Source organism: Myxococcus sp. CA039A (genome assembly GCF_013336645.1).
In the GTDB taxonomy this organism is placed as follows: Bacteria; Myxococcota; Myxococcia; order Myxococcales; family Myxococcaceae; genus Myxococcus; species Myxococcus llanfairpwllgwyngyllgogerychwyrndrobwllllantysiliogogogochensis.
Window position 1 is genome coordinate 1 of record NZ_JABUMQ010000039.1, and the last position, 20,429, is coordinate 20,429.

19 protein-coding genes are annotated in these 20,429 nt (G+C 69.5%); 11 read left to right on the forward strand and 8 right to left on the reverse strand.

The annotated features are described in order from the left end of the window. Nucleotides 1-622, reverse strand: a 622-nt coding sequence (locus HR086_RS09095; RefSeq protein WP_174465381.1) for a LysR family transcriptional regulator, incomplete at its 3' end; no start/stop codon positions are given. Nucleotides 623-753: 131 nt separating this feature from the next. Here HR086_RS09095 and HR086_RS09100 point away from each other — a divergent pair. Together HR086_RS09100 and HR086_RS09105 are read left to right on the forward strand one after the other, a co-directional pair. After that, nucleotides 754-1,341, forward strand: coding sequence for a hypothetical protein (locus tag HR086_RS09100; RefSeq protein ID WP_174457341.1), 588 nt, complete (start codon nt 754-756; stop codon nt 1,339-1,341). Between the two features lie 330 nt (nt 1,342-1,671). After that, nucleotides 1,672-2,931, forward strand: coding sequence for an MFS transporter (locus HR086_RS09105; protein ID WP_174457342.1), 1,260 nt, complete (start codon nt 1,672-1,674; stop codon nt 2,929-2,931). Nucleotides 2,932-3,009: 78 nt separating this feature from the next. Here the strand turns inward: HR086_RS09105 and HR086_RS09110 are convergent, their stop codons facing one another. Together HR086_RS09110 and traC are read right to left on the reverse strand one after the other, a co-directional pair. Beyond that, a complete protein-coding gene (locus tag HR086_RS09110) occupies nt 3,010-4,473 on the reverse strand; it encodes a M57 family metalloprotease (protein WP_174457343.1) in 1,464 nt (487 codons plus the stop codon). A 284-nt stretch (nt 4,474-4,757) separates the two neighbouring features. Further along, on the reverse strand, nt 4,758-6,578 hold the full coding sequence (traC, locus tag HR086_RS09115) for an outer membrane exchange accessory lipoprotein TraC (RefSeq protein WP_141643024.1): 1,821 nt from the start codon (nt 6,576-6,578) through the stop codon (nt 4,758-4,760). Nucleotides 6,579-6,866: 288 nt separating this feature from the next. Between traC and HR086_RS09120 the strand changes: the two genes are divergently transcribed. The 3 genes from HR086_RS09120 (at nt 6,867) to HR086_RS09130 (ending at nt 8,536) form a co-directional block, all read left to right on the forward strand. Beyond that, nucleotides 6,867-7,103, forward strand: a complete 237-nt coding sequence (locus HR086_RS09120) for a hypothetical protein (RefSeq protein ID WP_141643023.1) — start codon at nt 6,867-6,869, stop codon at nt 7,101-7,103. Nucleotides 7,104-7,262: 159 nt separating this feature from the next. Further along, complete coding sequence (locus HR086_RS09125) at nt 7,263-7,673, forward strand: response regulator (protein ID WP_256433617.1); 411 nt, start codon at nt 7,263-7,265, stop codon at nt 7,671-7,673. Between the two features lie 74 nt (nt 7,674-7,747). Then, on the forward strand, nt 7,748-8,536 hold the full coding sequence (locus tag HR086_RS09130; protein WP_141643021.1) for an FRG domain-containing protein: 789 nt from the start codon (nt 7,748-7,750) through the stop codon (nt 8,534-8,536). A gap of 12 nt (nt 8,537-8,548) precedes the next feature. Here HR086_RS09130 and HR086_RS09135 read toward each other — a convergent pair whose 3' ends face one another. From HR086_RS09135 to HR086_RS09145, 3 genes are all read right to left on the reverse strand, one after another. Further along, complete coding sequence (locus tag HR086_RS09135) at nt 8,549-8,755, reverse strand: hypothetical protein (RefSeq protein ID WP_174459888.1); 207 nt, start codon at nt 8,753-8,755, stop codon at nt 8,549-8,551. Between the two features lie 159 nt (nt 8,756-8,914). Then, nucleotides 8,915-10,060: a HAMP domain-containing sensor histidine kinase gene (locus HR086_RS09140; RefSeq protein ID WP_174465382.1), complete on the reverse strand. Its 1,146-nt coding sequence runs from the start codon at nt 10,058-10,060 to the stop codon at nt 8,915-8,917. Next, complete coding sequence (locus tag HR086_RS09145) at nt 10,057-13,200, reverse strand: PAS domain-containing protein (RefSeq protein WP_174459889.1); 3,144 nt, start codon at nt 13,198-13,200, stop codon at nt 10,057-10,059. The genes HR086_RS09140 and HR086_RS09145 overlap by 4 nt, the downstream gene beginning before the upstream one ends. Nucleotides 13,201-13,551: 351 nt before the next feature. On the opposite strand from HR086_RS09145, the gene HR086_RS09150 reads away from it, so the two are divergent. Genes HR086_RS09150 through HR086_RS09170 form a run of 5 tightly spaced genes read left to right on the forward strand, consistent with a single transcriptional unit; the run spans nt 13,552 to nt 18,309 of the window. Continuing rightward, the gene (locus tag HR086_RS09150) at nt 13,552-14,391 is read left to right on the forward strand and encodes a TadE/TadG family type IV pilus assembly protein (protein ID WP_174457347.1); all 840 of its coding nucleotides are present in this window, start codon (nt 13,552-13,554) and stop codon (nt 14,389-14,391) included. Between the two features lie 26 nt (nt 14,392-14,417). Continuing rightward, complete coding sequence (locus HR086_RS09155) at nt 14,418-16,046, forward strand: TadE/TadG family type IV pilus assembly protein (RefSeq protein ID WP_174465383.1); 1,629 nt, start codon at nt 14,418-14,420, stop codon at nt 16,044-16,046. Between the two features lie 10 nt (nt 16,047-16,056). Next, on the forward strand, nt 16,057-17,217 hold the full coding sequence (locus tag HR086_RS09160; RefSeq protein ID WP_174459890.1) for a TadE/TadG family type IV pilus assembly protein: 1,161 nt from the start codon (nt 16,057-16,059) through the stop codon (nt 17,215-17,217). 40 nt (nt 17,218-17,257) lie between these two features. Beyond that, entirely contained in the window at nt 17,258-18,106 is an 849-nt protein-coding gene (locus HR086_RS09165; RefSeq protein ID WP_174465384.1) for a hypothetical protein, read from the forward strand. A 2-nt stretch (nt 18,107-18,108) separates the two neighbouring features. Beyond that, nucleotides 18,109-18,309 carry a hypothetical protein gene (locus HR086_RS09170; RefSeq protein WP_174457351.1) on the forward strand — a complete coding sequence of 67 codons (201 nt, stop codon included), beginning with the start codon at nt 18,109-18,111 and terminating at the stop codon, nt 18,307-18,309. Between the two features lie 11 nt (nt 18,310-18,320). Here HR086_RS09170 and HR086_RS09175 read toward each other — a convergent pair whose 3' ends face one another. Further along, a complete protein-coding gene (locus HR086_RS09175) occupies nt 18,321-19,094 on the reverse strand; it encodes a hypothetical protein (protein WP_174465385.1) in 774 nt (257 codons plus the stop codon). 101 nt (nt 19,095-19,195) lie between these two features. Between HR086_RS09175 and HR086_RS09180 the strand changes: the two genes are divergently transcribed. Continuing rightward, nucleotides 19,196-19,807 (forward strand): hypothetical protein, encoded by a 612-nt coding sequence (locus tag HR086_RS09180; protein WP_174457353.1) that lies wholly within the window; start codon nt 19,196-19,198, stop codon nt 19,805-19,807. 3 nt (nt 19,808-19,810) lie between these two features. Here the strand turns inward: HR086_RS09180 and HR086_RS09185 are convergent, their stop codons facing one another. After that, nucleotides 19,811-20,428 (reverse strand): hypothetical protein, encoded by a 618-nt coding sequence (locus tag HR086_RS09185; RefSeq protein ID WP_174465386.1) that lies wholly within the window; start codon nt 20,426-20,428, stop codon nt 19,811-19,813. Between the last annotated feature and the right edge of the window lies 1 nt (nt 20,429).

Below are 20,429 nucleotides of genomic sequence, written 5' to 3' on the forward strand. Positions count from 1 at the left end.
CAGACTCCAACCACCGCGCCTCTGGCCACTTCGCCGCCGCCCCCGTGTACCCAATCACGTCATGCCCCGCGAACCCCGTGGCCGGGTCCGCCAACCCCCGGCGCGCGACGTACGCCTCCGACGCATAGAGCGAAATCGCGATGTCCCCCACCTTGCGCGCCACCAGCGATGCCTCGCTCGGCCGCGTCAGCCTCACCGCCACGTCCGCCTCGCGCCGGGTCAAATCCAGCGCGCCGTAGTCCGTGAGGAACCGCACCTCGATGCCCGGATGCCGCTCCCGGAACGGCGCGAAGCGCGGCAACAACGTGTTCACCGCGAACGCCTCCGTCGTCGTCACCCGCACCACGCCCTCCAGCCGCGCGTCCTCCCCTCCCGCTCGACGCTCCACCGCGAGCATCGCCCCTTCCATCTCCTCCGCGGGCCCCTGGATGCCTCGCGCCGCCGCCGTCGGGACGAGCCGCCCCGGAGTCCGCTCGAACAGCCGCGCCCCCAGCGTCTCCTCCAACACGGCCAGCCTGCGCCCCACCGTCGTCGCATCCACCTTCAGCGCCCGCGCCGCGCCCGCGAGCGTCCCCTCTCGCGACACCGCCAGGAAGTACCGCAGGTCGTTCCAGTCCAGCATGGTGCCCTGCAATCTCGCAGCCCCTCCCTGCAACCTCCAGCGTTTCCGCAGGCCGCCTCCTGGCGCATTCATGGCGTCACCGGAAACAGGCCGCGACTCGCGGTCTCCCGAGCCACCCACGGAGTCTCGCCATGCGCATCCTCGCCATTGCCCTCGTCACCCTCTGCGCCGCCGCGTGCGGAGGAGCGAAGTCCCACGTCCGCCCCCAGGACCTCGCCGGCACCTGGGACAGCGCCACATGTGAAGCCGTCCCCAACGGCGACGGTTCGAACAACTACCTCCAGCGCCACTTCCAGCTCACCGAGTCCGACTGGACGCTCCGCCTGGACTTCTTCCGCGACGCGGGTTGCCAGACGAAGTTGTTCACCGCGCGCGTCGTCGGCCCCTACAGCCTGGGACAGGATTCGGAGAAGGTGTCGGGCGCGACCGAGGGCACCTTCACCTTCGGCGAGCGCTACCTCACCGCGCACCTGCAGCCGCTGGCGGACGTCTTCACCCAGTCGGGCTGCGGCACGGGCGCGTGGACGGTGGGCGTGGAGCAGCCCGTCCCTGGCGCGTGCTTGTCATTCAAGCCGCTGACCGAGTGCGGCAGGGACCACGACGTGGTGAAGGTGGAAGGCACCCAGCTCTTCTTTGGCCAGCGCCCCGCCGACAATGACCTGTGCGCCCCGGAGAAGCGTCCGCAAGCCCTGGCCACCCACCCCGTCGTCAAGCACTGAAGCGCGTCAGCCCTGGCATGGGATGCGCCGTCGCGGCCGTACGGCGATGACGGCGCCCCTGAGGTGACGGTGCGCGTGGGTCCGCCCCCCACGCGGCGTCGGACTCCCCAGGCCCCGGACGCGTTTTCAGGCGCGGCCCGGGGTCTTCGTCCGTCCCGCGCAAATGCTCGGAACCCAAAGCAAGACATCGACTCTCCTGACTCTGGCGCCCTATGCAGGGATGGCTTGGAGCGCGAGACACGCTGACGCATGCTCGCGCGCGGCCATGGCTTCTCGATTCGTCCTCCGGTGCCCCTCGCATCTCCTCGCGGCAGCAAAGGGAGGGCGCTCATGACGGGCGCGCTGCGCCGGGCGCTGCGCGAGATGGCCGGCGGACTGCCTCGCACGTACTGGGTGCTGTGGGTGGGCACGCTGGTCAACCGGCTGGGCAGCTTCGTCGTCCCCTTCCTCGCGCTGTACCTCACGCGCGAGCGGGGCTTCAGCGTGGAGCGCGCGGGGCTCACCGTGTCGCTCTACGGCGTGGGCGCGGTCATCGCGAGTCCCCTGGGCGGCATGCTCGCGGACCGCGTGGGCCGCCGCATCACCCTGGCCGGCGGACTGTGGCTGGGCTCGGTGGGCATGCTCTTGCTCGGCTTCGCGCGCGAGCCCGCCGCCATCGCCGCGGCGGCCTTCTGCCTGGGCATCTGCGGAGAGGTCTACCGTCCCGCCGTGTCCGCCGCCGTCGCGGACGTCGTCTCCCCCGAGGACCGTCAGCGCGCGTTCGGCCTGCTCTACTGGGTCGTCAACGTGGGCTTCGCCATCGCCCTGCCCATGGCCGGACTGATGGTCCGCTACGGCTACCTGACGCTCTTCATCGTCGACGCCATCACCACCTTCACCTATGGCTGCTGCATCTGGCTGCTCCTGCCGGAGACGCGCCCCGCGAAGCCTCCGGCCACGTCGGACACCCAGGCACCGGGCGCCATGGGCTCCCTGCTGGCCCCCTTCCTGGACCCGAGCTTCGTCGCCTTCGCCGTCCCCTACTTCGGCGTGGCGCTCATCTTCTACCAGAGCCAGGTGTCGCTCCCGATGGACCTGAGCTCGCGCGGGCTGACGGAGGCGCAGTTCGGCGCGGTGCTGTCCGTCAACGGCCTGCTCATCGTCGCGCTCCAGCCCTTCACGAACCCGGTGCTGCGCCGCCTGCGCCGCGCCCAGGCGCTGGCCCTGGCCGCGGTCCTCACCGGCATCGGCTTTGGCCTGCACGCGCTGACGGGCAGCGTCGCGCTCGCGGCCCTGGCCGTGGCCATCTGGACGCTGGGAGAGATGGCCCAGGCCCCCGTCGCGCCCTCCGTCGTCGCGGACCTGGCCCCGTCCGGACTGCGCGGCAGCTACCAGGGCGCGTACCACATGCTCTGGGGCCTGGCGTCCAGCGCCGCGCCCGCGCTCGGGGGCTGGGTGCTCGGCCGCGCCGGCACGTCCGCGCTGTGGCTCGGCTGTCTCGCGCTGGGGCTCGTCTGCGCTGTCTGGCAGCTGGCCATCGCGGGCCCCCGGCGCCGACGCCTGGACTCGCAGCGCGCGGTGCGCACGGACCTGAGTCCCCTCATCGACTGAAAGCGCCACGCCACGAAAACAACGGGCGGCCTCCCGCGAGGGAGACCGCCCGTGTTCCACACCGGAAGCCGGAAGCGACTACGGCTTGGTGTAGTTGATGGCCAGGTTGTACGTGGCCGCCGTGTAGCCGCGAACCATGACGTACGCCGTCGTCTGACCCGCGGGCACCGTCAGCTCGCACGTCTCCGTGGCGCCCGTCTGGAACGGACGGCAGTTGTACGTGGCGGTGGTGGGCGCCGCGCCAAAGCGGACGTAGAGGTCCGGGTCGCCCGTGCCCGTCATCGCCACGCGGAAGGTGGAGCCGGCCAGCACGCTGTACGCGGGGAAGTTCACGTTGGTGTTCGCCGCGACGCTGCCCGTCTTGCTGTCCGTGGCCGGCGTGCCGCCCGCCGCGGGCTTGGTGTAGTTGATGGTCAGGTTGAACGTGCCCGTCGCATAGCCACGCACCATGATGTACGCCGTCGTCACGCCCGCGGGCACCGTCACGTTGCAGGACTCCGACGCGCCGCTCAGGTAGGGACGGCAGTCATACGTCGTCGTGGTGGGGACCGCGCCAAAGCGCACGTACAGGTCCGGGTCGCCCGTGCCCGTCATCGCCACGCTGAAGCTGGTGCCGGCCACCACGTTGAAGGGGCCGTAGCTGGTGTTGCTGCCCGTCGCCACGGAGCCCGAGCGGGTCTCCGTCGTCGGCGTGCCCGTGCCCGGACCCGGCGGCTCGGGGTCCGTGCCACCCGGCGCGCCGTAGAGCGCCACGGCGCCCTGGATGTCCTTGGCCGTCAGGACCAGGTCACCCGTCTGCGAGCCGTTGCACTGGGGATAGTGCATGACGGACGCGGAGTCGTACGTCGTCAGCGCGCGCCAGTTGTTGTCCTCGAAGCACGTGCCCGACTCGGGGCGGGTGTGCTCGTGGCGGAAGCCCAGCGTGTGGCCCAGCTCGTGGCGGATGATGCCCGTCAGCGTCCAGGGCGACGTGTTGCCAAAGCCCGTGTTGTCGATGAGCACGTTGCGGTTGGCGCGGGTGTCGTTCGGGAAGAACGCGCGCGCCAGGTACTGGCCACCCGAGTTCACCGGACGCACGTCGAACACCACGTTCGCGTTGCTCGCGGTGCAGCTGGCGTCCTGCGCGCTGACGTAGACGAAGTCGACGTTGGCCGCCGCTTCCCACGCCGCCGCCGCGTTCGCCATCGCCTGCACGGCCGCGTTGTAGTTGGAGCCGAACGTCGTGCTCACGCAGTAGGTGATGTTCTTCTTCTGCGTCGCGTTCCACGCGGCATCCGCGCCGCCGGCCGTATGGACGATGAGCTGCCCGTTACGAACGTTGTTCTCGTAGAACTCGCGCAGCAGCTTCTCGTTGGCGAACGTCGTGTCGCCATCCGCGATGAAGATGCCGGTGTCCGGCTCCTGGTAGACGACCGAGAGGAACTGCTCCCACGACATCCCCTGGCCAACGGCCTCGGGGGCGGGGGTGGACCCTTCGCCGCCACCACAACCGGCCAGCAGCGCCAGGCCCGCGAGGGCACCGATCAACTTGGACTGGGACATGAACATCCTTCTTGCAGAGGGGGTACTGCCAGAGCTCCCACAGCTCGGGGACCGGCGACGAAGCAGCCGCCATGCCAAGCCCGCAACTAGTGGATTTCCCTCACGCTTTTCACGGAAACGCTGGAGATACCCGGAGCACGCTGACTCCACGTTTCACGCCCCGGCTGTAAAACCCCGTAACATTCCGAAACAAAACTCCTTTGATTTCAAATGTTTGGAACGCCGCGGCGGAGGTGTCCAGGAAGAGGACACCCCCGTTGTAAAGTGTCGCGGGTCAGGCCGGACTACAGGCCCAGGAGCGTCTCGGGGCGGTTGAGGCCGCGGGCGCGGGCCAGGGGCTGGAGGACATCCGGCGGGGGCGCGTCCGCGGTGAGCAGCAGGGCTCGCACGGCGGTCTCCACCACGTCCTCGGCGCCGGGGCGCACCATGCCGCGGCGGGCATCTTCCACGCGCTTGCCACGGTACGCGTCGAAGCGCTCCTTCACGCGGCGAGCCAGGTCGGAGACGGCCTTGTCCCCCACCTCCACGCGCAGCTCCAGCTCGTTGCGCAGTTGCACCGGGTCCGCCAGCACGCCGTACCTGTCGTAGCCCTTGTGCGCCATATCCTCGTGCGTCACCGCGAAGTCGTCGGTGTGGGGCGCGGGGACCTGGGCCTTGAGCAAATCGCGCATCACCGCGGTGACGGAGGCCGTCACGGTGAGGCGGTGCAGCTGCACGTCGTAGACGAAGTCGGAGAACATGGGCTCCTCCACGGTGACGGGCTCGCGGAACGTCGTATCGCGGTGGCGCTGCACCTCGATGCGCTGCGACTCCGACTTGTCCAGGGCGGCCTCCAGCTTCGTCTCCTTGTCCTTCACCGCCACCACCATCAGCGTCAGCAGCTGCTCCTCCTTCGCGCACAGGCCGCTGGCGCAGCGCGCGGGGCTGCACTCGCCGGGCAGCGTGCCGGGCTTCTCCGCCTCGCGCGCGGCCTCGCCACACTCCTGCAGCGCCTCCAGGCACTCGCGGCGCTCGCGCTCACGGCAGCGCTCGGCGCCCGCGCGCAGCAGGTTCATCTCCGTCTGCATGCGCAGGTACTCGCGCAGGGCGGCGGCCTGCTTGCGGTCCACCTCCTCCTGGGCGCGCTCGGACTGGAGCAGCTTCGTCTCGAAGCCGGCGCGGCGGGGGTTGGGCACGGACGTCTTGCCGGCGAGGTAGCGGTGCGAGCGCTGCGAGTCCTCCACCGCCTTGAGGGGCAGCACCCGCTCCAGGGACAGGTCCAGCTTCACGCCCTCGCGGCCCTCGGGGGCCTCCGTCACCACGCGCAGGGGGAGCTGGGTGGGGAGCATGGCCGCGAGCCTGCCGGCCGCCAGCCGCTGCGCCACGTCCGGCGCTCCGGCGTTGTCCTCCACCGGCGTCGCGACGACGAGGAAGGCGACCTCGTCGCGCAGCTTCTGCCGCACCGCCTCCGCCCGCTCCCGCGCGGCCGTCGCGCCCACGCGCTCCTGGTCCGCGCGCACGTAGGCCACAAGCGCGTTGCCCAGCTTGCCGGCCTTCTCCAGGCCGTCTCCGGTGTTGAACCAGCGCTTCGCCCACGCCACCTGCACCAGGTCCACGCCCTTCTTCGCGCCCGCGTGGTCCGGCGCCACCGACAGCACCGCGTCCAGCTCCGCGCGCGCCTCCTGGAGCTTGTCCGCCTTCAGCGCCTCCAGGCCCGCCGCGACGCGCTCATCCAGCGTCACCCCCAGAAGCTCTCGCGCGGCCGTGTTCTCCGCGTCCAATTCCAGCGCGCGCACCAGCCGCTTCATGGCGCCATCCAGGTCCCCCGCGTCGTGTACGCCCCGGGCCTCCTCCAGCACCACCTGGCTCCACGCGCGGCGCACCTCGCGCAGCTTCACCGTGATTTCGGACGCCTCCGGGTCCGCGGCGAGCGCGCGCAGGTAGGCCGCCTCCGCCTCCGCCCACTTCTGCTGCTGGCTGGCCGAGTCGCCCTCCTTCACGGCGCGGGAGAAGGCCGAACAGGCCGTCAGGACGAGCAGCGAGGCCAGGGCCAGGGCGCCGAGCACGCCACGAGATGCGCCAGGAGCCGAACGAAGGGGACGAAGGGGGGCGGACACGCCTCGCATCTTCCGGGAAAGCCGGCACCGGGTGAAGTGTTCGCATGTCGACGCCCCCTGCCTGGCCCCCTCGGCGGGCTTGTCGGGCGTGATCCACCACCCGTCGCGCCTCGGAGGCGCCCCGAGCCCGGTCCCCCGCCCCACGGCCGGACGGCCGGCGTGGATGGCAACCCCTGCTGCTGGCCTTTATGAGGTTCGCCGTGAATCGCGCGGGCCTGGGAGTCCGCCCCGGGAATGACGCGTCGCAACAGCCGGTAGACGATTCAACGCACCCACGAGGGGGGCAAGAGAGACAACATGTCCTGTCCACAACCGCGTCCCACAGAGTTCCGCCTGCCCATGCGCGCGGAGTCCTTTTCCGTCGAGGACCACCGCAACGTGCACTGCCGCTTCTATGGCGGCTGCATCGACATGGCGGTGCGTGAGGACTGGGACAGCTTCACCTGCGCCAAGTGCCCCATGTTCCAGCAGGACGCCGCGCCGGGCGCGGACCAGTACGCCTTCAACCAGCCAGCGGACACGGGCAGGCCCTAGCCCGGTTCGAAGAGCAGCCGACGTGCCGGCCCTCCACCTTCGCGTGGAGGCCGGGACGAGGCGCACCGCCTCCGGGGTTCTTGCCCAACGGTGGCGGTGGGAAGCCCGGACCCGCGCGCCGCTTGAGCCCTTCTCCTCCGGTCTTCGCGAGCCTTGCGCATGCCTTATCGCCCCGTGGTCGTCCTGGCCGAGGATGATGGCCTCCTCAGAGACGCAATGGCCGAGACCATGGAGCTGGAGGGCTACCGGGTCCTCGCTTGTGAGAACGGCTTCACCGCGTTGAAGGCCTTCTTCTCCGAGCCTCGCGTGGACGTGCTGGTGCTGGACTGGCTGCTGCCCGACATCGAGGGCCAGGACCTCATCCGGATGCTGCACGCGCAGCGCTCGCTGGTGGAGCTGCCCATCGTCCTGACGACGGGGCTCGACCTGGAGCTGCCCAGCTTCGAGGGAGCGGTGTGCCTGCTGCGCAAGCCCTTCGCCCCAGGTGAGCTGTCGCGAATCCTGCACCGCCTCACCCAGCCGGGCCCGCCTCCGGCCACCGTGGCGCCCCGCGACCAACGCGTGGCCTGACGCCCGCTTCCGTCCCCGCCCGGCACGCCCCATCTTCGCGGACAGCGGGCCCGAGGGCACTGCCCGCCCTCGTCATGAAAGAGCATCGCGTCACCACGTGGCTGGAGCTCCAGGACTCCCTGTTCTCCGACTCCTGGAACGAGGCGCTCGGCCGTCACCGCTCCAACTTCGTCTTCCGGGGCATGCCCCATGTCGAGCACGACCTGTCCACCGCGCTCAACCGCCAGGGCATGTTCATCCGCCAGGAGCGCGACCTCCTGCGCGCCTTTCGCAAGTACGCGCGGGGCACGCCTCGCGAGCCCCTGGACTCCGTCTGGGATTGGCTGGCCCTGGCCCAGCACCACGGCCTGCCCACGCGGATGCTCGACTGGACGTTCAGCCCCTACGTCGCGCTGCACTTCCTCACCGAGGACAGCGAATTGGCCGGCGCGGACGGCGTGGTGTGGTGCGTGGACTACCGGGAGACGAACCGCCTGCTCCCCCGCCCCCTCAAGGCGCAGCTGCGCAAGGAGGGAGCGGACGTGTTCACCGGGGACATGCTGGCGGCGGCGGCCGGCTCCATGGCGGAGCTGGACCGGCTGACCCAGCACCCCTTCGTGCTCTTCTTCGAGCCGCCGTCGCTGGACGCGCGCATCGTCAACCAGTTCGCCCTCTTCTCGGTGATGAACGGGCCGGACCTGCGCCTGGACACCTTCCTGGAGAAGCAGAAGCAGGGCGTGCGCAAGCTCATCATCCCCGCGGCCCTGAAGTGGGAGGTGCGGGACAAGCTGGACCAGGCCAACGTCACCGAGCGCGTGCTCTTCCCCGGCCTGGACGGGCTGAGCCGCTGGCTGCGTCGCTACTACAGCCCGCGGCCCCGCTGAAGCCCGCGTGGCTCAGGCGTGCGCGTGGACGTGGGGCCCCCGCGCGATGTCGGGGTCCTTCAAGGTGACATCACCGAGCAGGCCGTTGGCGCGCTCACGCTCCGTCACCGCGCGAATGTCCTTCTCCCACTTGTTGCCCGCGGCGCCGAGCAGGATGACGGCGAAGAGGGCCACGAGGAAGAAGAGGGTACCAAAGAGGGCTGCACCGAGCATCACCATCGCCGGACCTCCAGGAAGGGGGCCGCCTGGAGACGACGGCCGGGTTGAATGCACCCGTCAAAGATGGGTCCTCCCTCCGCGCGCCGCGACACGCGCTCACTTCCTCCCTCGCGGCTCGCCTGCTTTCACCACGGGCAGGCAGGCGCCGTGCGTCGTCGCTCAACCGCCCAGACCCGAGGCGACGTACTGGCGCGGCAGGCCGAGCCAGAAGCACGTGCCCTCCTCGGAGGAGGAGGAGACGCCCAGCAGGCCCCCGTGGGCGCGCACGATTTCGTGGGTGATGTAGAGCCCCAGGCCCAGGCCGTTGCGCTGGGCGCTGCGCATGTCCTGGGCGCGCACGAAGGGGTCGAAGATGGAGGACAGCCGCTCGGTGGGAATGGGCAGGCCCCAGTTGTGGACCTCCACCCTCACGCCGCTCTCCGCGTCGGCCACCATCACCCGCACGGAGGTGTCCTCCGGCGAGTACTGCACGGCGTTGCCCACCAGGTTCGACGCCGCCTGGGCGATGCGGTCCGCGTCCCAGTCCCCCCAGCCGTTGCCCGTCAGGCTCAACTCGAACCGACGCCGGGGGTGCGCCACCTCCAGCTCCTCCACCACCTGGCGCAGCACCTCGTGCAGGTTCATCCGCGCGCGCTCGAGCACGTAGCCCGAGCCCAGCCGCGTGCGGGTGAAGTCCAGCAGGTCGTTGATCATCCGCGCCATGCGGTCCGCGGAGATGGAGATGCGGTTGATGGCCTTGCGCTGGGGCTCGCTCAGGCCGCCGTGGCGCAAGAGCAACGACGCGTTGCCGGAGATGGCCTGGAGCGGGTTTCGCAGGTCATGGCCGAGGATGCCGAGGAACTGCTCGCGGAACACCGCCGTGCGCCGCGCGGCCTCCTCGCGCTTGAGGCCCTCCTCCACCCGCTTGCGCTCAATCGCATACCGCAGCGCGCGCACCAGCAGCGGGCCCGACACCTGGCCCTTCACCAGATAGTCCTGCGCGCCCTCGTGGACCGCGCGCACCGCCAGTCGCTCGTCGTCGGTGCCGGTGAGCACGACGAGGGGGATGGACGGCGCGGCCTGGAGCAGGGGCGGGATGTTGCCCAGCCCGTGTCCGTCCGGCAGCGACAGGTCCAACAGCACCGCGTCCACCTGGGGGTCGGTGCTCACCACGCGCACCGCGTCCGCCAGTCGCTCGACGTGGAGCACCTCGAACCGCGTGGTGCCCACCTCGCGCAGCTCCTCCTGGAGCAGCCGCGCGTCACCCGGGTTGTCCTCCACCAGCAAGAGGCGCAGGGGACGCTCGTTCGAGCCAATCTCACTCATGACGACGCCTCGGACACCGTGGCTCCGGCCGCCGGCCAGGGCAGGGTGAACCAGAACGTGCTCCCCTCCCCCGGCCGCGACTCGACGCCGATGCGTCCGCCCAGCCGCTCGACGATTTTCTTGCAGATGGCCAGCCCGATGCCCGTCCCCGCGAAGGCCTCCTTGCCGTGCAGGCGCTGGAAGATGACGAAGATGCGCTCGAAGTCCTGCGCGTCGATGCCAATGCCCCAATCCCGCACGGAGAAGCGGACCTCCGCGCCTCGCGCCTCCGCCGTCACCTCCACGCGCGGGGGCGCATCGCCATGGAACTTGAGCGCGTTGCCGATGAGGTTCTGGAACAGCTGCGCCAGCTGCGTCTCGTCCGCGAGCACCGTGGGCAGCGGCCCCGCGCGGAAGTCCGCGCCGGACTCCTGCAGGGCCACCCGGAGGTTGGCCTTCGCGCGGGCCAGGGCCTGGTTCGCGTCCACGGGCCTGGGCTCCCGCCCCTGCGTCCCCACCCGTGAGTAGGCCAGCAGGTCCTGGATGAGCTGCTGCATGCGGGTGACGCCGTCCACCGCGTAGTGGATGAAGGTGTCCGCGTCCGCGTCCAGCTTGCCCTGGTAGCGACGGGCGAGCAGCTGCGTGTAGCTGGCCACCATGCGCAAGGGCTCCTGCAAGTCATGCGAGGCCACGTAGGCGAACTGCTGGAGCTCCTCGTTGGAGTGGGCCAGCTCCCGCGCGCGCAGCCGGAGCGCCTCCTCCGCCCTGCGGCGCTCCAGGCCCTGGGCGAGCGCGTCCGCCACCGTGGCCAGCGCCGCCATCGCGTCCTCGCCCAGCACGTCGCGACTGTAGAGGCCCATGACACCCACCAGTTGACCGCGCACCAGCAAGGGAATGCCGGCGAACGAGCGCACACCCTGCTCCCGCACCCAGGCCCGGTCCAGGACGCGGGCATCCAGCTCCATCTGGTCCACCCAGACCTGCTCCCGCTTGCGGGCCACCTCCGCCACCAGGCTCGGGCCATGCAGGGACACGCGGGCCCAGCGGTCCGGAGGCGGGGCGGACGGCCCCGCGTTGCCCACCAGCTCCAGCATCGCCGCGTCCCGCGAGTACATCCACAGCCGCGCCACCTGCGCGCCCAGGTGACGGGCCAGCGCCTCCGCGCAGCTCTGGAGGATTTCGCCGACGGTGCCCTCGCGCGAAAGCGCGCCGCTGACCTCCGCGCGCAGGGCCTCCAGCCGTCGCGCCCCCTGCTCGCGGTCCAACCGGCGCAGCCCCTCCTCGACGCGGCGCTGGGCCGTCATGTCCGTGTTGGTGCCCACCCACTCGCGCACCGTGCCGCTGACGTTGAGCACGGGCACGGCGCGGGCCAGCGTGGGCGAGTACGAGCCGTCCGGACGGCACAGGCGGTACTCCACCTCGTAGGGGCGCACGTCCGTCACCGCCGCCTGCCACGCGCGGGCGGCCGGCTCGCGGTCCTCCGGGTGGATGGCGTCCAGCCACCCCTGTCCCCGCCACTGCTCATAGGTCTGCCCGGTGTAGGCCCGCCAGGAGGGGCTGTCCTCCTCGATGAGGCCATCCGGGCGCGTCACCCACACCGCCTGGGCGGTGGCGGTGACGAGCGAGCGGAAGCGCTCCTCGGCCCGTCGCGCGTCACGAAACAGGCGCGCGTTGTCCAGGGCCACCGCGGCCTGCGAGGCCACGCCCTCCACCAGCCGCGCGTGCTCCTCCCGGAAGCGCCCGGGCTCCTCGTGTCCGAAGAACAGGCCGCCGAGCACCTCGCCGGAGCGGCCCTTCACGGGCACCGCGAGGTAGCTGCGCACCGGCAGGTGGCCGGGGGGCATCCCGTGGAAGGGCGCGCTCTTGCCGTAGTCGGGCTGGAGCGTCACGTCGTCGTAGAGGCGCGTCCCCTCGCCCCGGAACGTCGGGCCGAAGATGGCGGTGTTGCGCGGCATGGGCATGTGGGCGAAGGCCTGCCTGGGCGCACCGGACAGCGTGTAGAGCAGGTATGACTCACCGCGCTCGTCCACCCGGTTCTCGAAGAAGGCGCCGAAGCCCGCACCGGTGAGGGCCACCGTCTCGTCGGTGATGCGCTGGACGAGCACCGCCGCGTCCAGCTCCGAGGACAGCGAGACGCCGATGCGCAGCAACGTCTCCGCGGTGCGGCGCTCCTCCTGACTGCGGCGCAGCGACTCCTGCGTCTCGCGGTGCAGGCGCGCGGTGTCCACGGACAGCGCGGCGCGCGACGCGAGCTGCTCGCCCAGCGTCAGGTCCTGCGGGCCCAGGCGCCGGCCGGACTCCGCCGTCACCAGCGTGAGCGCGCCGAGGATGCGTCCGCGCGCCTTCAGCGGGACAATCACCGCCGAGCGCAGCCCGAGCTGCCGCAGGAAGTCCAGGTGCTCGGCGCTCCGGGAGCCGGAGACCAGCGTCTCTTCGGAGATGACCTCCTGCAACACGGGCGCGCCGGTGCGGATGACGGCCAGCACGCCGTGGGGGTCATCCGGGCGCGGCGGGTAGCGCTCTCGGACCTGCTCGGCCAGCCGCACCCGGCTGGGGTCCACGTGGGCCACCGCCACCTGGCGTGAGCGGCCGTCCTCCTCCACCAACTCCACGGCGCACCAGTCCGCAAGCCTCGGGACGACGAGCCGCGCCAGTGACGACAGCGTGCCCTCCAAATCCAGCGCGGAGGAGGACAGCAGCGCGCCGGCCTCGGCGAGGAAGCGCATGGACTCCGAGGCCCGCTTCGGCTCCTCGATGTCCGTCGTGGTGCCGAACCACTGGAGGATGTGGCCTTCGGCGTCCCGCAGCGGATTGGCGCGACCGAGCATCCACCGCCACGTCCCGTCATGGCGCCGGCAGCGGAACTCCACCTCGTAGGGCTCGCCCGTGCGGAGGGAGTGTGCCCAGCGCCTGTCCGCCTCCGCCATGTCGTCCGGATGGAAGATGCGCCGCCAGCCGTCGCCGAGCGACTGCTCGGGGGACAGGCCGGTGAACTCGTACCAGCGCCGGTTGAAATAGACGTGCTGCCCATCCGGCCGCGTCATCCAGACAAGCTGGGGAAGACTCTCCAGGACCTGCCAGGACAACGCTCCCTGGGACAGCTCCGACGACACGGCGAACTCCTCGGCCACCTTCTCCGGGCGGGGATGGGACGGAAACATGGAACGCACCTCACATTAACAGCCCGCACCCGCGCCACCCTTTCGGGCCCCGCGCGCTTTCCACCACCCGACAATCGGTCCCCAGGGACCCGGTGCCTCCGGTGTCTCCGGTGTCTCCGGTGTCTCCGGTGCCTCCGGTGTCTCGCCGGACCGGGGATGCCCCGCACACCCACCGGGAAACCCTGACGTCATAGCCACGGTGTTGCAAAAGCCACGAACTGGCGGATTTCCAGAATCCTTGCGACTTCAAATGGAGCCACACGTTTCCTTCGTAGCGCGTTCTTCCATAGAGTCTGGGTTCAGCGGGTGGGGAGGGCCGGGGGTGCAGTGAAGTCGTGCCCGAGGAGGGCCATGCGCTCGATAGACAGACCTGGAGTCGCCTCCGGACAGTCCGGACAAGCCGCCGTCGAGACGGCCCTCATCGCGCCCATGATGGTGTTCATGGTGCTGGGCATCATCCAGCTCGGCATGGTGCACAACGCCAGACTGATGACCGAGTACGGCGCCTACCGCGCGGTGCGGGCTGGCATCGTGAATCACGGCGACTGCAAGCTGATGGAGAAGGCGGCGCTCGCGTCGCTGTTGCCCACGCTGCCGCCGCTCGATGGCAAGGAAGGCCGCGTCGACACGGTGAAGTACGCGGTGGGTGTCCACAAAGCCTACTCACGGAAGCTGCTCGCGACGAGCGTGATGAAGATGTTCTACACGGACGTGGGGTTGCCCCTGTTCCGCGTCGACGTCGTCAACCCGAAGAAGGGGGAGCTGGACGAACTCTTCGGCACCTACGGCTCGCACCTGGATGCGCGAGAAATCGACTACGACGACGTCCGGGATGACCGCGTCATCGAGGCGAACCTCCTCTCGGTGCGGCTCACCTACTTCTACGAACTGCGCATCCCCTTCGCCAACTGGCAGCTCCACAGCTTCTATCTGGGGCGCGACTATCTGGATCAGCTCAAGGGCTTCCAGTTCGAAAGCCAGCGCGTCGGTGGCAGGAACGCGACCCAGTACCTCCAGGACCGAGGCCGCAACCTGAGCCCGGACCACGGGAAGATCGTGTCGCTGGCACGGCTGGGCGGCAACAAGAGCAAGTACGTGATGCCGCTGGTCGCCACCTGGTCCATGCGCATGCAGTCCAACTATCTCAACAATGACCAGCACGGACCTGGTCGGTGCGCCGTCGACGGCTGACCCGTCACCGCTCCCGGGGGATGACCATGTTCTCGCTACTTCGAAGGCTGCGCAGGGACGAACGGGGTCAGGCCCTGGTCATCGGCACCGTCGCCATGCTCGTGCTCGCCGTCACCGTCATGGCCTCCGTCAGCATTGGCCACGGTGTCTATGAAAAGATAAAGCTCCAGGACGCCGCCGACGCGCAGGCGTACTCCCTCGCGGTGAAGGAAGCCCGGGCCTACAACTTCCTGGCCTACACCAACCGCGCGATGATTGTTCATTACTCGGCCATGCTCACCTTCATGTCGTACGTGAGCCATGCCCTGTACCTGGACATGACCATCGGGAAGATCGCCAAGTACGCCAAGTACATCCCGGTCGTCAGCGCCATCTTCACCGCCGTCGAGCAGGTCATCAAAGCCTGGAAGAAAGCCGTGGAGTGGGTCGCCAGACTCCTCATCCCCATCCTATCGGCGCTCAACGTGGGCCTATGGCTCGCCCAGGAAGCCATGATGCTGGGGACCATGAAGGACCTGCTGCTCAACTCGAGCGAGGGCGTCATCCGAGGCACGGACCCCAAGGCCAGGCCAGGCTCGGTCATGTCCGCCGGCCCGGGGCTCGGGGCCATCATGGGCAAGTACAACGTCAACTTCTCCAACCTGAAGAACTTCCTGCACGTCATCGACGACGGCCCCGCGAGCAAGGACAAGACGTTCGACCTCACCGACCCCACGGGCCTGGGCAAGCGCTCCAAGCTCCTGAGCAAGGACGACAACAAGCTGTCCAAGCCCGACATGGCCAAGTACCGGCTGCTGATGGGCAACCTCGTCAATGGCGCACGGCGAGAATGGACGGCCGTGGGCAAGGAGATTCCTCTCATTGGCCGCAAGTGGTCCTTGAACCTCTGCGTCCTGCTCGTGGAGCTGCGCGTCGCCAAGGTCGCGGACAGCCAGGTCAAGAGCTTCGACGAGGGGTTCGAGGACAACCGCAGGGACCAGCTCTTCGCCTCCGACGACATCAAGATTCAGTGGAGAAGCCCCTGCCCCTATCTCTTCGGCGGCAGGGAGGATGGCTGGAACAACATCCTGTCCATCAACTTCCGGGTCGCCGCGGACAACCAGGGCGGCTTCCACCAGACCTACGGTCGACGCAAGACGGATGACCATCACAACTGGTGGGGCCTCACGCCCTTCCTCACGTCGGACACCAGCTTCGTCGACCCGTGGCACAACCACTTCAGCTATCCGTGCAACCTCACCATCCTGTCCAAGAACATGATTCCCAAGAGCGCGGGGGATGAAATCCCGCCGTTCCACCTCGAGGGCATGCGCCAGAAGGGCTTCATGGCGGGCTCCAGCTCCGGGAAGCACGACGACAAGAAAGAGAAGGTCACCGGAGGCTTTCTCGACATCACCTGGAGGCTCGCGGGCGGGGTCCAGGACAAGAAGGCCCAGAAGTTCCGCGAGGAGACGGGGGGAATGATGGCCATGGCCGTGGGCCGCGCCATCTACCACCGCCCGGGTGACTGGAAGGAGGAGCCCAACTTCTTCAACCCCCTGTGGACCGCCCGCCTGGCGCCCGCGAAGACCCACTGGGAGGAGAGCGCCCTGGGCGACCTGATTGATGGGTGGCACACCGCCGAGTCGGAATTCGCCGACGCCCTCAACTACTGACGGGATGGCCATGACGACTCCAATCGCCACGAAGCGAAGAAGCTGGCAACCAGGCAGGCGCGCACGCCGGGGGGCGGCGACGACGGAGTTCGCCCTCCTGGCCCCCGTCATGGTGGTGCTCATCCTGGGGACGAGCTACTTCTGGGAGGTGCAGCACGTGCGCCTCAAGGCCGCGGAGCTCGCGCGCTACGTCGCCTTCGAGCGGACCGTGCGCCCGGACCTGGGCCGCATCACCGCCGAAGCGCAGGAGCGCTACCAGGACCTCGACGGCTCCACCAAGACGGGAGAGCTGCCCACCGGACTGGGCCATCAGAACCGGCTCACGCTCAACGTGCGCGTCGAGAACGCGAACGCGGCGCTCCAGGAGGAATCCCTCTCCGAACGCGGGAGCAAGGGAGGAGCAACCCAGTTCATGGGCAAGGTGCTGGGAGTCCTGGGCTCGACAGCGGGCTATGTCGCGAAGGCCATGGGCCTGGACCCCGACGAGGGCGCCGTTCGCGCCCAGGTGGAGGTCCACATCGAGAACGGCATCATCCCCCCGCAAATCGCCTTCCTCACGAGCCGCATCGACGACGACCGACTGGACCTGAACTTCAAGGAGACGTTCTTCCTGGTCCACGACACGTGGCGCGCCTGGGGCCATGGCGACGACCCCGCCAACTCGTATCCTCGCGTCCAGCAGCTCACCCATGACCGGGTGAAGCAGATCGCCTACGCGGGCCTCGCGTCCGAAGGCGGTGCGCTCGATACCATTGGCGCGGTGCTCTCCGTGCTGGGTTTGGATTTCCCCCTGAAGTCAGACTACATCCGCGACTCGGTCCTCATCCGTCACGTGAAGGAAGGGGGCCGCTACAATGCCGTCCGGAAGCCCCGAGGTGGCGACACGCGCACCGTCCCCGGCGACAAGCTCCTGGCGGCCTACTGGAAGAACGACACCCGGGCGTGCTTCGACAGCTGCGAGCCCGACGAAATCAAGGAGAAGCGCGGGAGGGCACGCACGGAGTATGGCCACTTCAACTGGCCCATGCGGGCCTACAACTGCCGAGGCAAATACTTCCAGGGCACGGTGGACTCCAAGGAGCCGGAGTCCGAATACGCGCGCTCGAAGCGCAAGGGCGAGGACTACTTCACCTACGGAGACCTCGCGTGCTCCGAGAAGAAAGAGGAGTAGCGCGAGTGCGCACGTGGGTCTCCATTTCCGAGGGCACACGATGAAGCGCCTGACGGACCGCACGGGCGCCCTGACGCGCGTCATCGGGCTGGGCGGCGTGTTGCTGGTGGTGGCCACGGCGGCCACCCTCCGTGAGCCTCCTCCCGAGCCACCTCCGCGCCCCAAGCCTCCGACGACGACGGGAGCCCTGGTCTCCGCGCCGCCCAACGCGCAGCCCATGACGAAGCGCTTCCAGGGACTCCTCCCCGCCTATCCGCGCGCGAAGGCCATTCCCATGGGACGGCTGGAGGCCAACGGCAACCCGATGGAGATGGCGTACTTCGAGACGACCGACTCCGCCGGAGAGGTGATGGAGTTCTATGCCCGCGAGTTCCGCCGGCAGGGCCACCGCACCGCGACCGAGCCGGATGGGGCCGGGGGTGGCGCCATCAGCTACTACGACGCGAAGCGCGGAGCACTCGTCTCCGTCACCACCGTGGGCATCGGCGGCAAGCCTCCCCGCACCCAGGTCTTCCCCTCCATCATCGATGCTCCCGAAGGCATGCACCTGAAGGCCGTGGTGCCCGCCTCGCTGCCGCGCCCCCCTGGCGCCACGACGATGCTGCGCCTCGAGGACCGCAACAAGGGTCCCACCGAGGGCAACACCACCATCACCGAGGTGGCGCAAGGCACGCCCGTCGGCCTCGCGAGCTTCTACCAGCAACAGTTCGAACAGCGCGGCTACGTCCAGAAGGACGCACGCTCCGAAGCCGAGGGCGTGCAGTTGCTCGACTTCCAGAAGCCCGGGGAGCGCATCTCCCTGTCCCTGTCCCCCATGGGTGGCCCGGAGTCGGGGGAGACACTCGTGACCGTGGTCCTCGAACGGACCGACTCAGCTCAGGAGCCCTGAACATGAACGGATGGCTGACCTCCTCTTACCGCTGGCTGCGCCGCCCTCGCTCACGCGGACAGGCGCTGACGGAGTTCTCCCTGCTGCTGGCGGCGCTCATCGTGGGGACCCTGGGTCTGTCCGCCTTCGCGCCGGACATCTTCGCCGTGTACACAATCTACGTGCGCGGCTTCTACGTCGTGCTCGGCTATCCCCTGGGCTGAGTGGCACGCCCTCACTGCCCGGGCACGCGGGGAATGGCGATGGGGACCGAGTCCAGCGCGGGCTTCGCGCCCGTCCCCGTCGCCCGGACCACCCAGGTCGTCTCCGCATCGCGGATGGACTCCACGCCGAGCAGCGGAACCCGCTCGGTGCTCACCACACCCACGAGGCCTCCATCCTCCCGACGGAAGGTCTGCTCGCGCGCCTTGCCCGCGAAGGGCCCCTCGCGCAGCACGGTGTCCCGCTCCCCCTCCAGCACACCCCTGAGCTCTGGCTGGTCGACATGGAGGTCCACCGGAATGGAGAGGGGCGCATGGGGCGGCACGGAGATGGCGAGCCGGTCGACGAAGGGACGCGCTCCGCCTCGGACCCAGAGGACCACGAGCGTGCGCGGCGAGGTCTCATGGTCCAGCTCCAGCTGATACAGCGGCGTGCCATCCTCCCGGACCGTCTCCCCCACCAGGGAGATACGGACCCGCGACTGGGTCTCCTTGCTTCGCAGCGCATAGTCGACCCACGCCCCGAGCACGGGGCGAAGCTGGCCATACAGCAAGGGCGCGGGAACCAGCGCCCGGGCCTCCTTGAGGCGGGACGGGTCCACCATGATGGGCGCGGCCGGGGCGGTGGTTCCCGCGTCCTCGACCTCCGCCACCGGAAGTGGGGCGGGCGGCGGCGTCAGGGGAACCAGGGCCAATCCCTGCCCGGCGTCCTCCGCCCCCCGCCGGGAGTCGGAGCAGGCACCGAACAGCAGGAAGGAAACACTCAAGGCCGTCGGAATGCGGGACATGGGGCAATCCTATATGGTTCCCCCTCGCGCCCCAATCCGATGCATGTCTTTGATTTGGAGACCTCCTCCACTGCGAGGGGTTGCGAATGGGAAGGATGTGGATGATGGGTGCCGCGGCGCTGCTCTCCCTGCTGGCCGTGCTGGTCCAGGCCCAGGTGGCGACTCCCCAGGGCTTTCCCGAGCTCCCCATCGTTCCGCGCGAGGGAGGCTGGGCGCGCTACGAAGCCCTCGCCACGGACGGCCCTTCGCGCTTCGTGGTCAAGGTCGGCGCGCCGGGGCGCTATCAGGAGAAGCGCGGACGATGGCTCGAGATGGAGATAGAGGTCCCCTCCTCGGGCCGCATCACCATCCAATTCCTCGTCGAGGGCGACCGCTTCGGCTCCAACAACGTCCTGCTGATGAGAGCCACCATTCCCGGAGAGAAGTCCCGCGAGACAGCCGAGCCCTTCAAGAAGGACGCGGCCAAATCCAGACGCGAAGGGAAGTTCCTCCAGAAGACGACGGAGACCGTCGCCGGAAAGACATTGGAGGTGCTGGAGTACACCTTCTCCGGAGGAATCACCGCCGAGTGGTCCGCCGCCGTCCCCGGCCTGGGCCTGGTGCGCATGGGCGGAGAGAACCCGTTCCACCTCGTCGACTTCGGCGTGGGCGGAGACCCGTGGAAGGAGCGGACCACGCCCGCCATGTTCCCCGCGCCACCGTCCAAGAAGTGAGCCTCAGCGCCCGGGCGCGCGCGGAGACAGCCCCACCTTCAGCAGCCGTCCTCGCACGTCATCCACCGCGTCGTGCGCGAGCCGCGCCTCCAGGCGCAGCGACGCTCCGCGTCCCGCCTGGAGCAACACCCGGGGCGGCTCGCCGTCGCCCTTCTGGAAGGAGAACCACTCCAGCTCCGAGAAGCGCGTGCGCCGCCCCAAGGGGTCGATGAAGCCGTCACCCGCGAGGAACAACCCCGGCACCAGGTGCAGGCCGATGGCGCCCAGCCACACCGCCAACCCCAGACAGAAGCTCCCCAGCGCCGGCCGCGCCTCCGAATACACCAGGTGCACGCCGAGCAGCGCCAGCAGCCCCATCCCCGCGAGAATCTGGAGATAGGTCCCCATCCGAGCCCGCGAGCCCAGCGCGACGACCGCCCGCGCCCGCAGCAGCGACACCAGCGCCACGAGCGACAGCAACACCTGTCCTCCCGAGGCCACGGCCACCGCCAGGGCCATCATCCCCCGACGCCCGCCGAGCGCCTGCGACTCCTGGACGAGCCACGCCGCGCAGCCGCCGAAGAACGCCAGCGCCACGACATGGAATGCGACGGTGGACACGGGGAACGCGGTCGCTTTCATC

Coding starts and splice junctions, on each gene's coding strand:
- HR086_RS09100 (WP_174457341.1), top strand. CDS start 754: ATGCGCATCCTCGCCATTGCCCTCGTCACCCTCTGCGCCGCCGCGTGC.
- HR086_RS09105 (WP_174457342.1), top strand. CDS start 1,672: ATGACGGGCGCGCTGCGCCGGGCGCTGCGCGAGATGGCCGGCGGACTG.
- HR086_RS09110 (WP_174457343.1), bottom strand. CDS start 4,473: ATGTCCCAGTCCAAGTTGATCGGTGCCCTCGCGGGCCTGGCGCTGCTG.
- traC (WP_141643024.1), bottom strand. CDS start 6,578: ATGCGAGGCGTGTCCGCCCCCCTTCGTCCCCTTCGTTCGGCTCCTGGC.
- HR086_RS09120 (WP_141643023.1), top strand. CDS start 6,867: ATGTCCTGTCCACAACCGCGTCCCACAGAGTTCCGCCTGCCCATGCGC.
- HR086_RS09125 (WP_256433617.1), top strand. CDS start 7,263: ATGCCTTATCGCCCCGTGGTCGTCCTGGCCGAGGATGATGGCCTCCTC.
- HR086_RS09130 (WP_141643021.1), top strand. CDS start 7,748: ATGAAAGAGCATCGCGTCACCACGTGGCTGGAGCTCCAGGACTCCCTG.
- HR086_RS09135 (WP_174459888.1), bottom strand. CDS start 8,755: ATGGTGATGCTCGGTGCAGCCCTCTTTGGTACCCTCTTCTTCCTCGTG.
- HR086_RS09140 (WP_174465382.1), bottom strand. CDS start 10,060: ATGAGTGAGATTGGCTCGAACGAGCGTCCCCTGCGCCTCTTGCTGGTG.
- HR086_RS09145 (WP_174459889.1), bottom strand. CDS start 13,200: ATGTTTCCGTCCCATCCCCGCCCGGAGAAGGTGGCCGAGGAGTTCGCC.
- HR086_RS09150 (WP_174457347.1), top strand. CDS start 13,552: ATGCGCTCGATAGACAGACCTGGAGTCGCCTCCGGACAGTCCGGACAA.
- HR086_RS09155 (WP_174465383.1), top strand. CDS start 14,418: ATGTTCTCGCTACTTCGAAGGCTGCGCAGGGACGAACGGGGTCAGGCC.
- HR086_RS09160 (WP_174459890.1), top strand. CDS start 16,057: ATGACGACTCCAATCGCCACGAAGCGAAGAAGCTGGCAACCAGGCAGG.
- HR086_RS09165 (WP_174465384.1), top strand. CDS start 17,258: ATGAAGCGCCTGACGGACCGCACGGGCGCCCTGACGCGCGTCATCGGG.
- HR086_RS09170 (WP_174457351.1), top strand. CDS start 18,109: ATGAACGGATGGCTGACCTCCTCTTACCGCTGGCTGCGCCGCCCTCGC.
- HR086_RS09175 (WP_174465385.1), bottom strand. CDS start 19,094: ATGTCCCGCATTCCGACGGCCTTGAGTGTTTCCTTCCTGCTGTTCGGT.
- HR086_RS09180 (WP_174457353.1), top strand. CDS start 19,196: ATGATGGGTGCCGCGGCGCTGCTCTCCCTGCTGGCCGTGCTGGTCCAG.
- HR086_RS09185 (WP_174465386.1), bottom strand. CDS start 20,428: ATGAAAGCGACCGCGTTCCCCGTGTCCACCGTCGCATTCCATGTCGTG.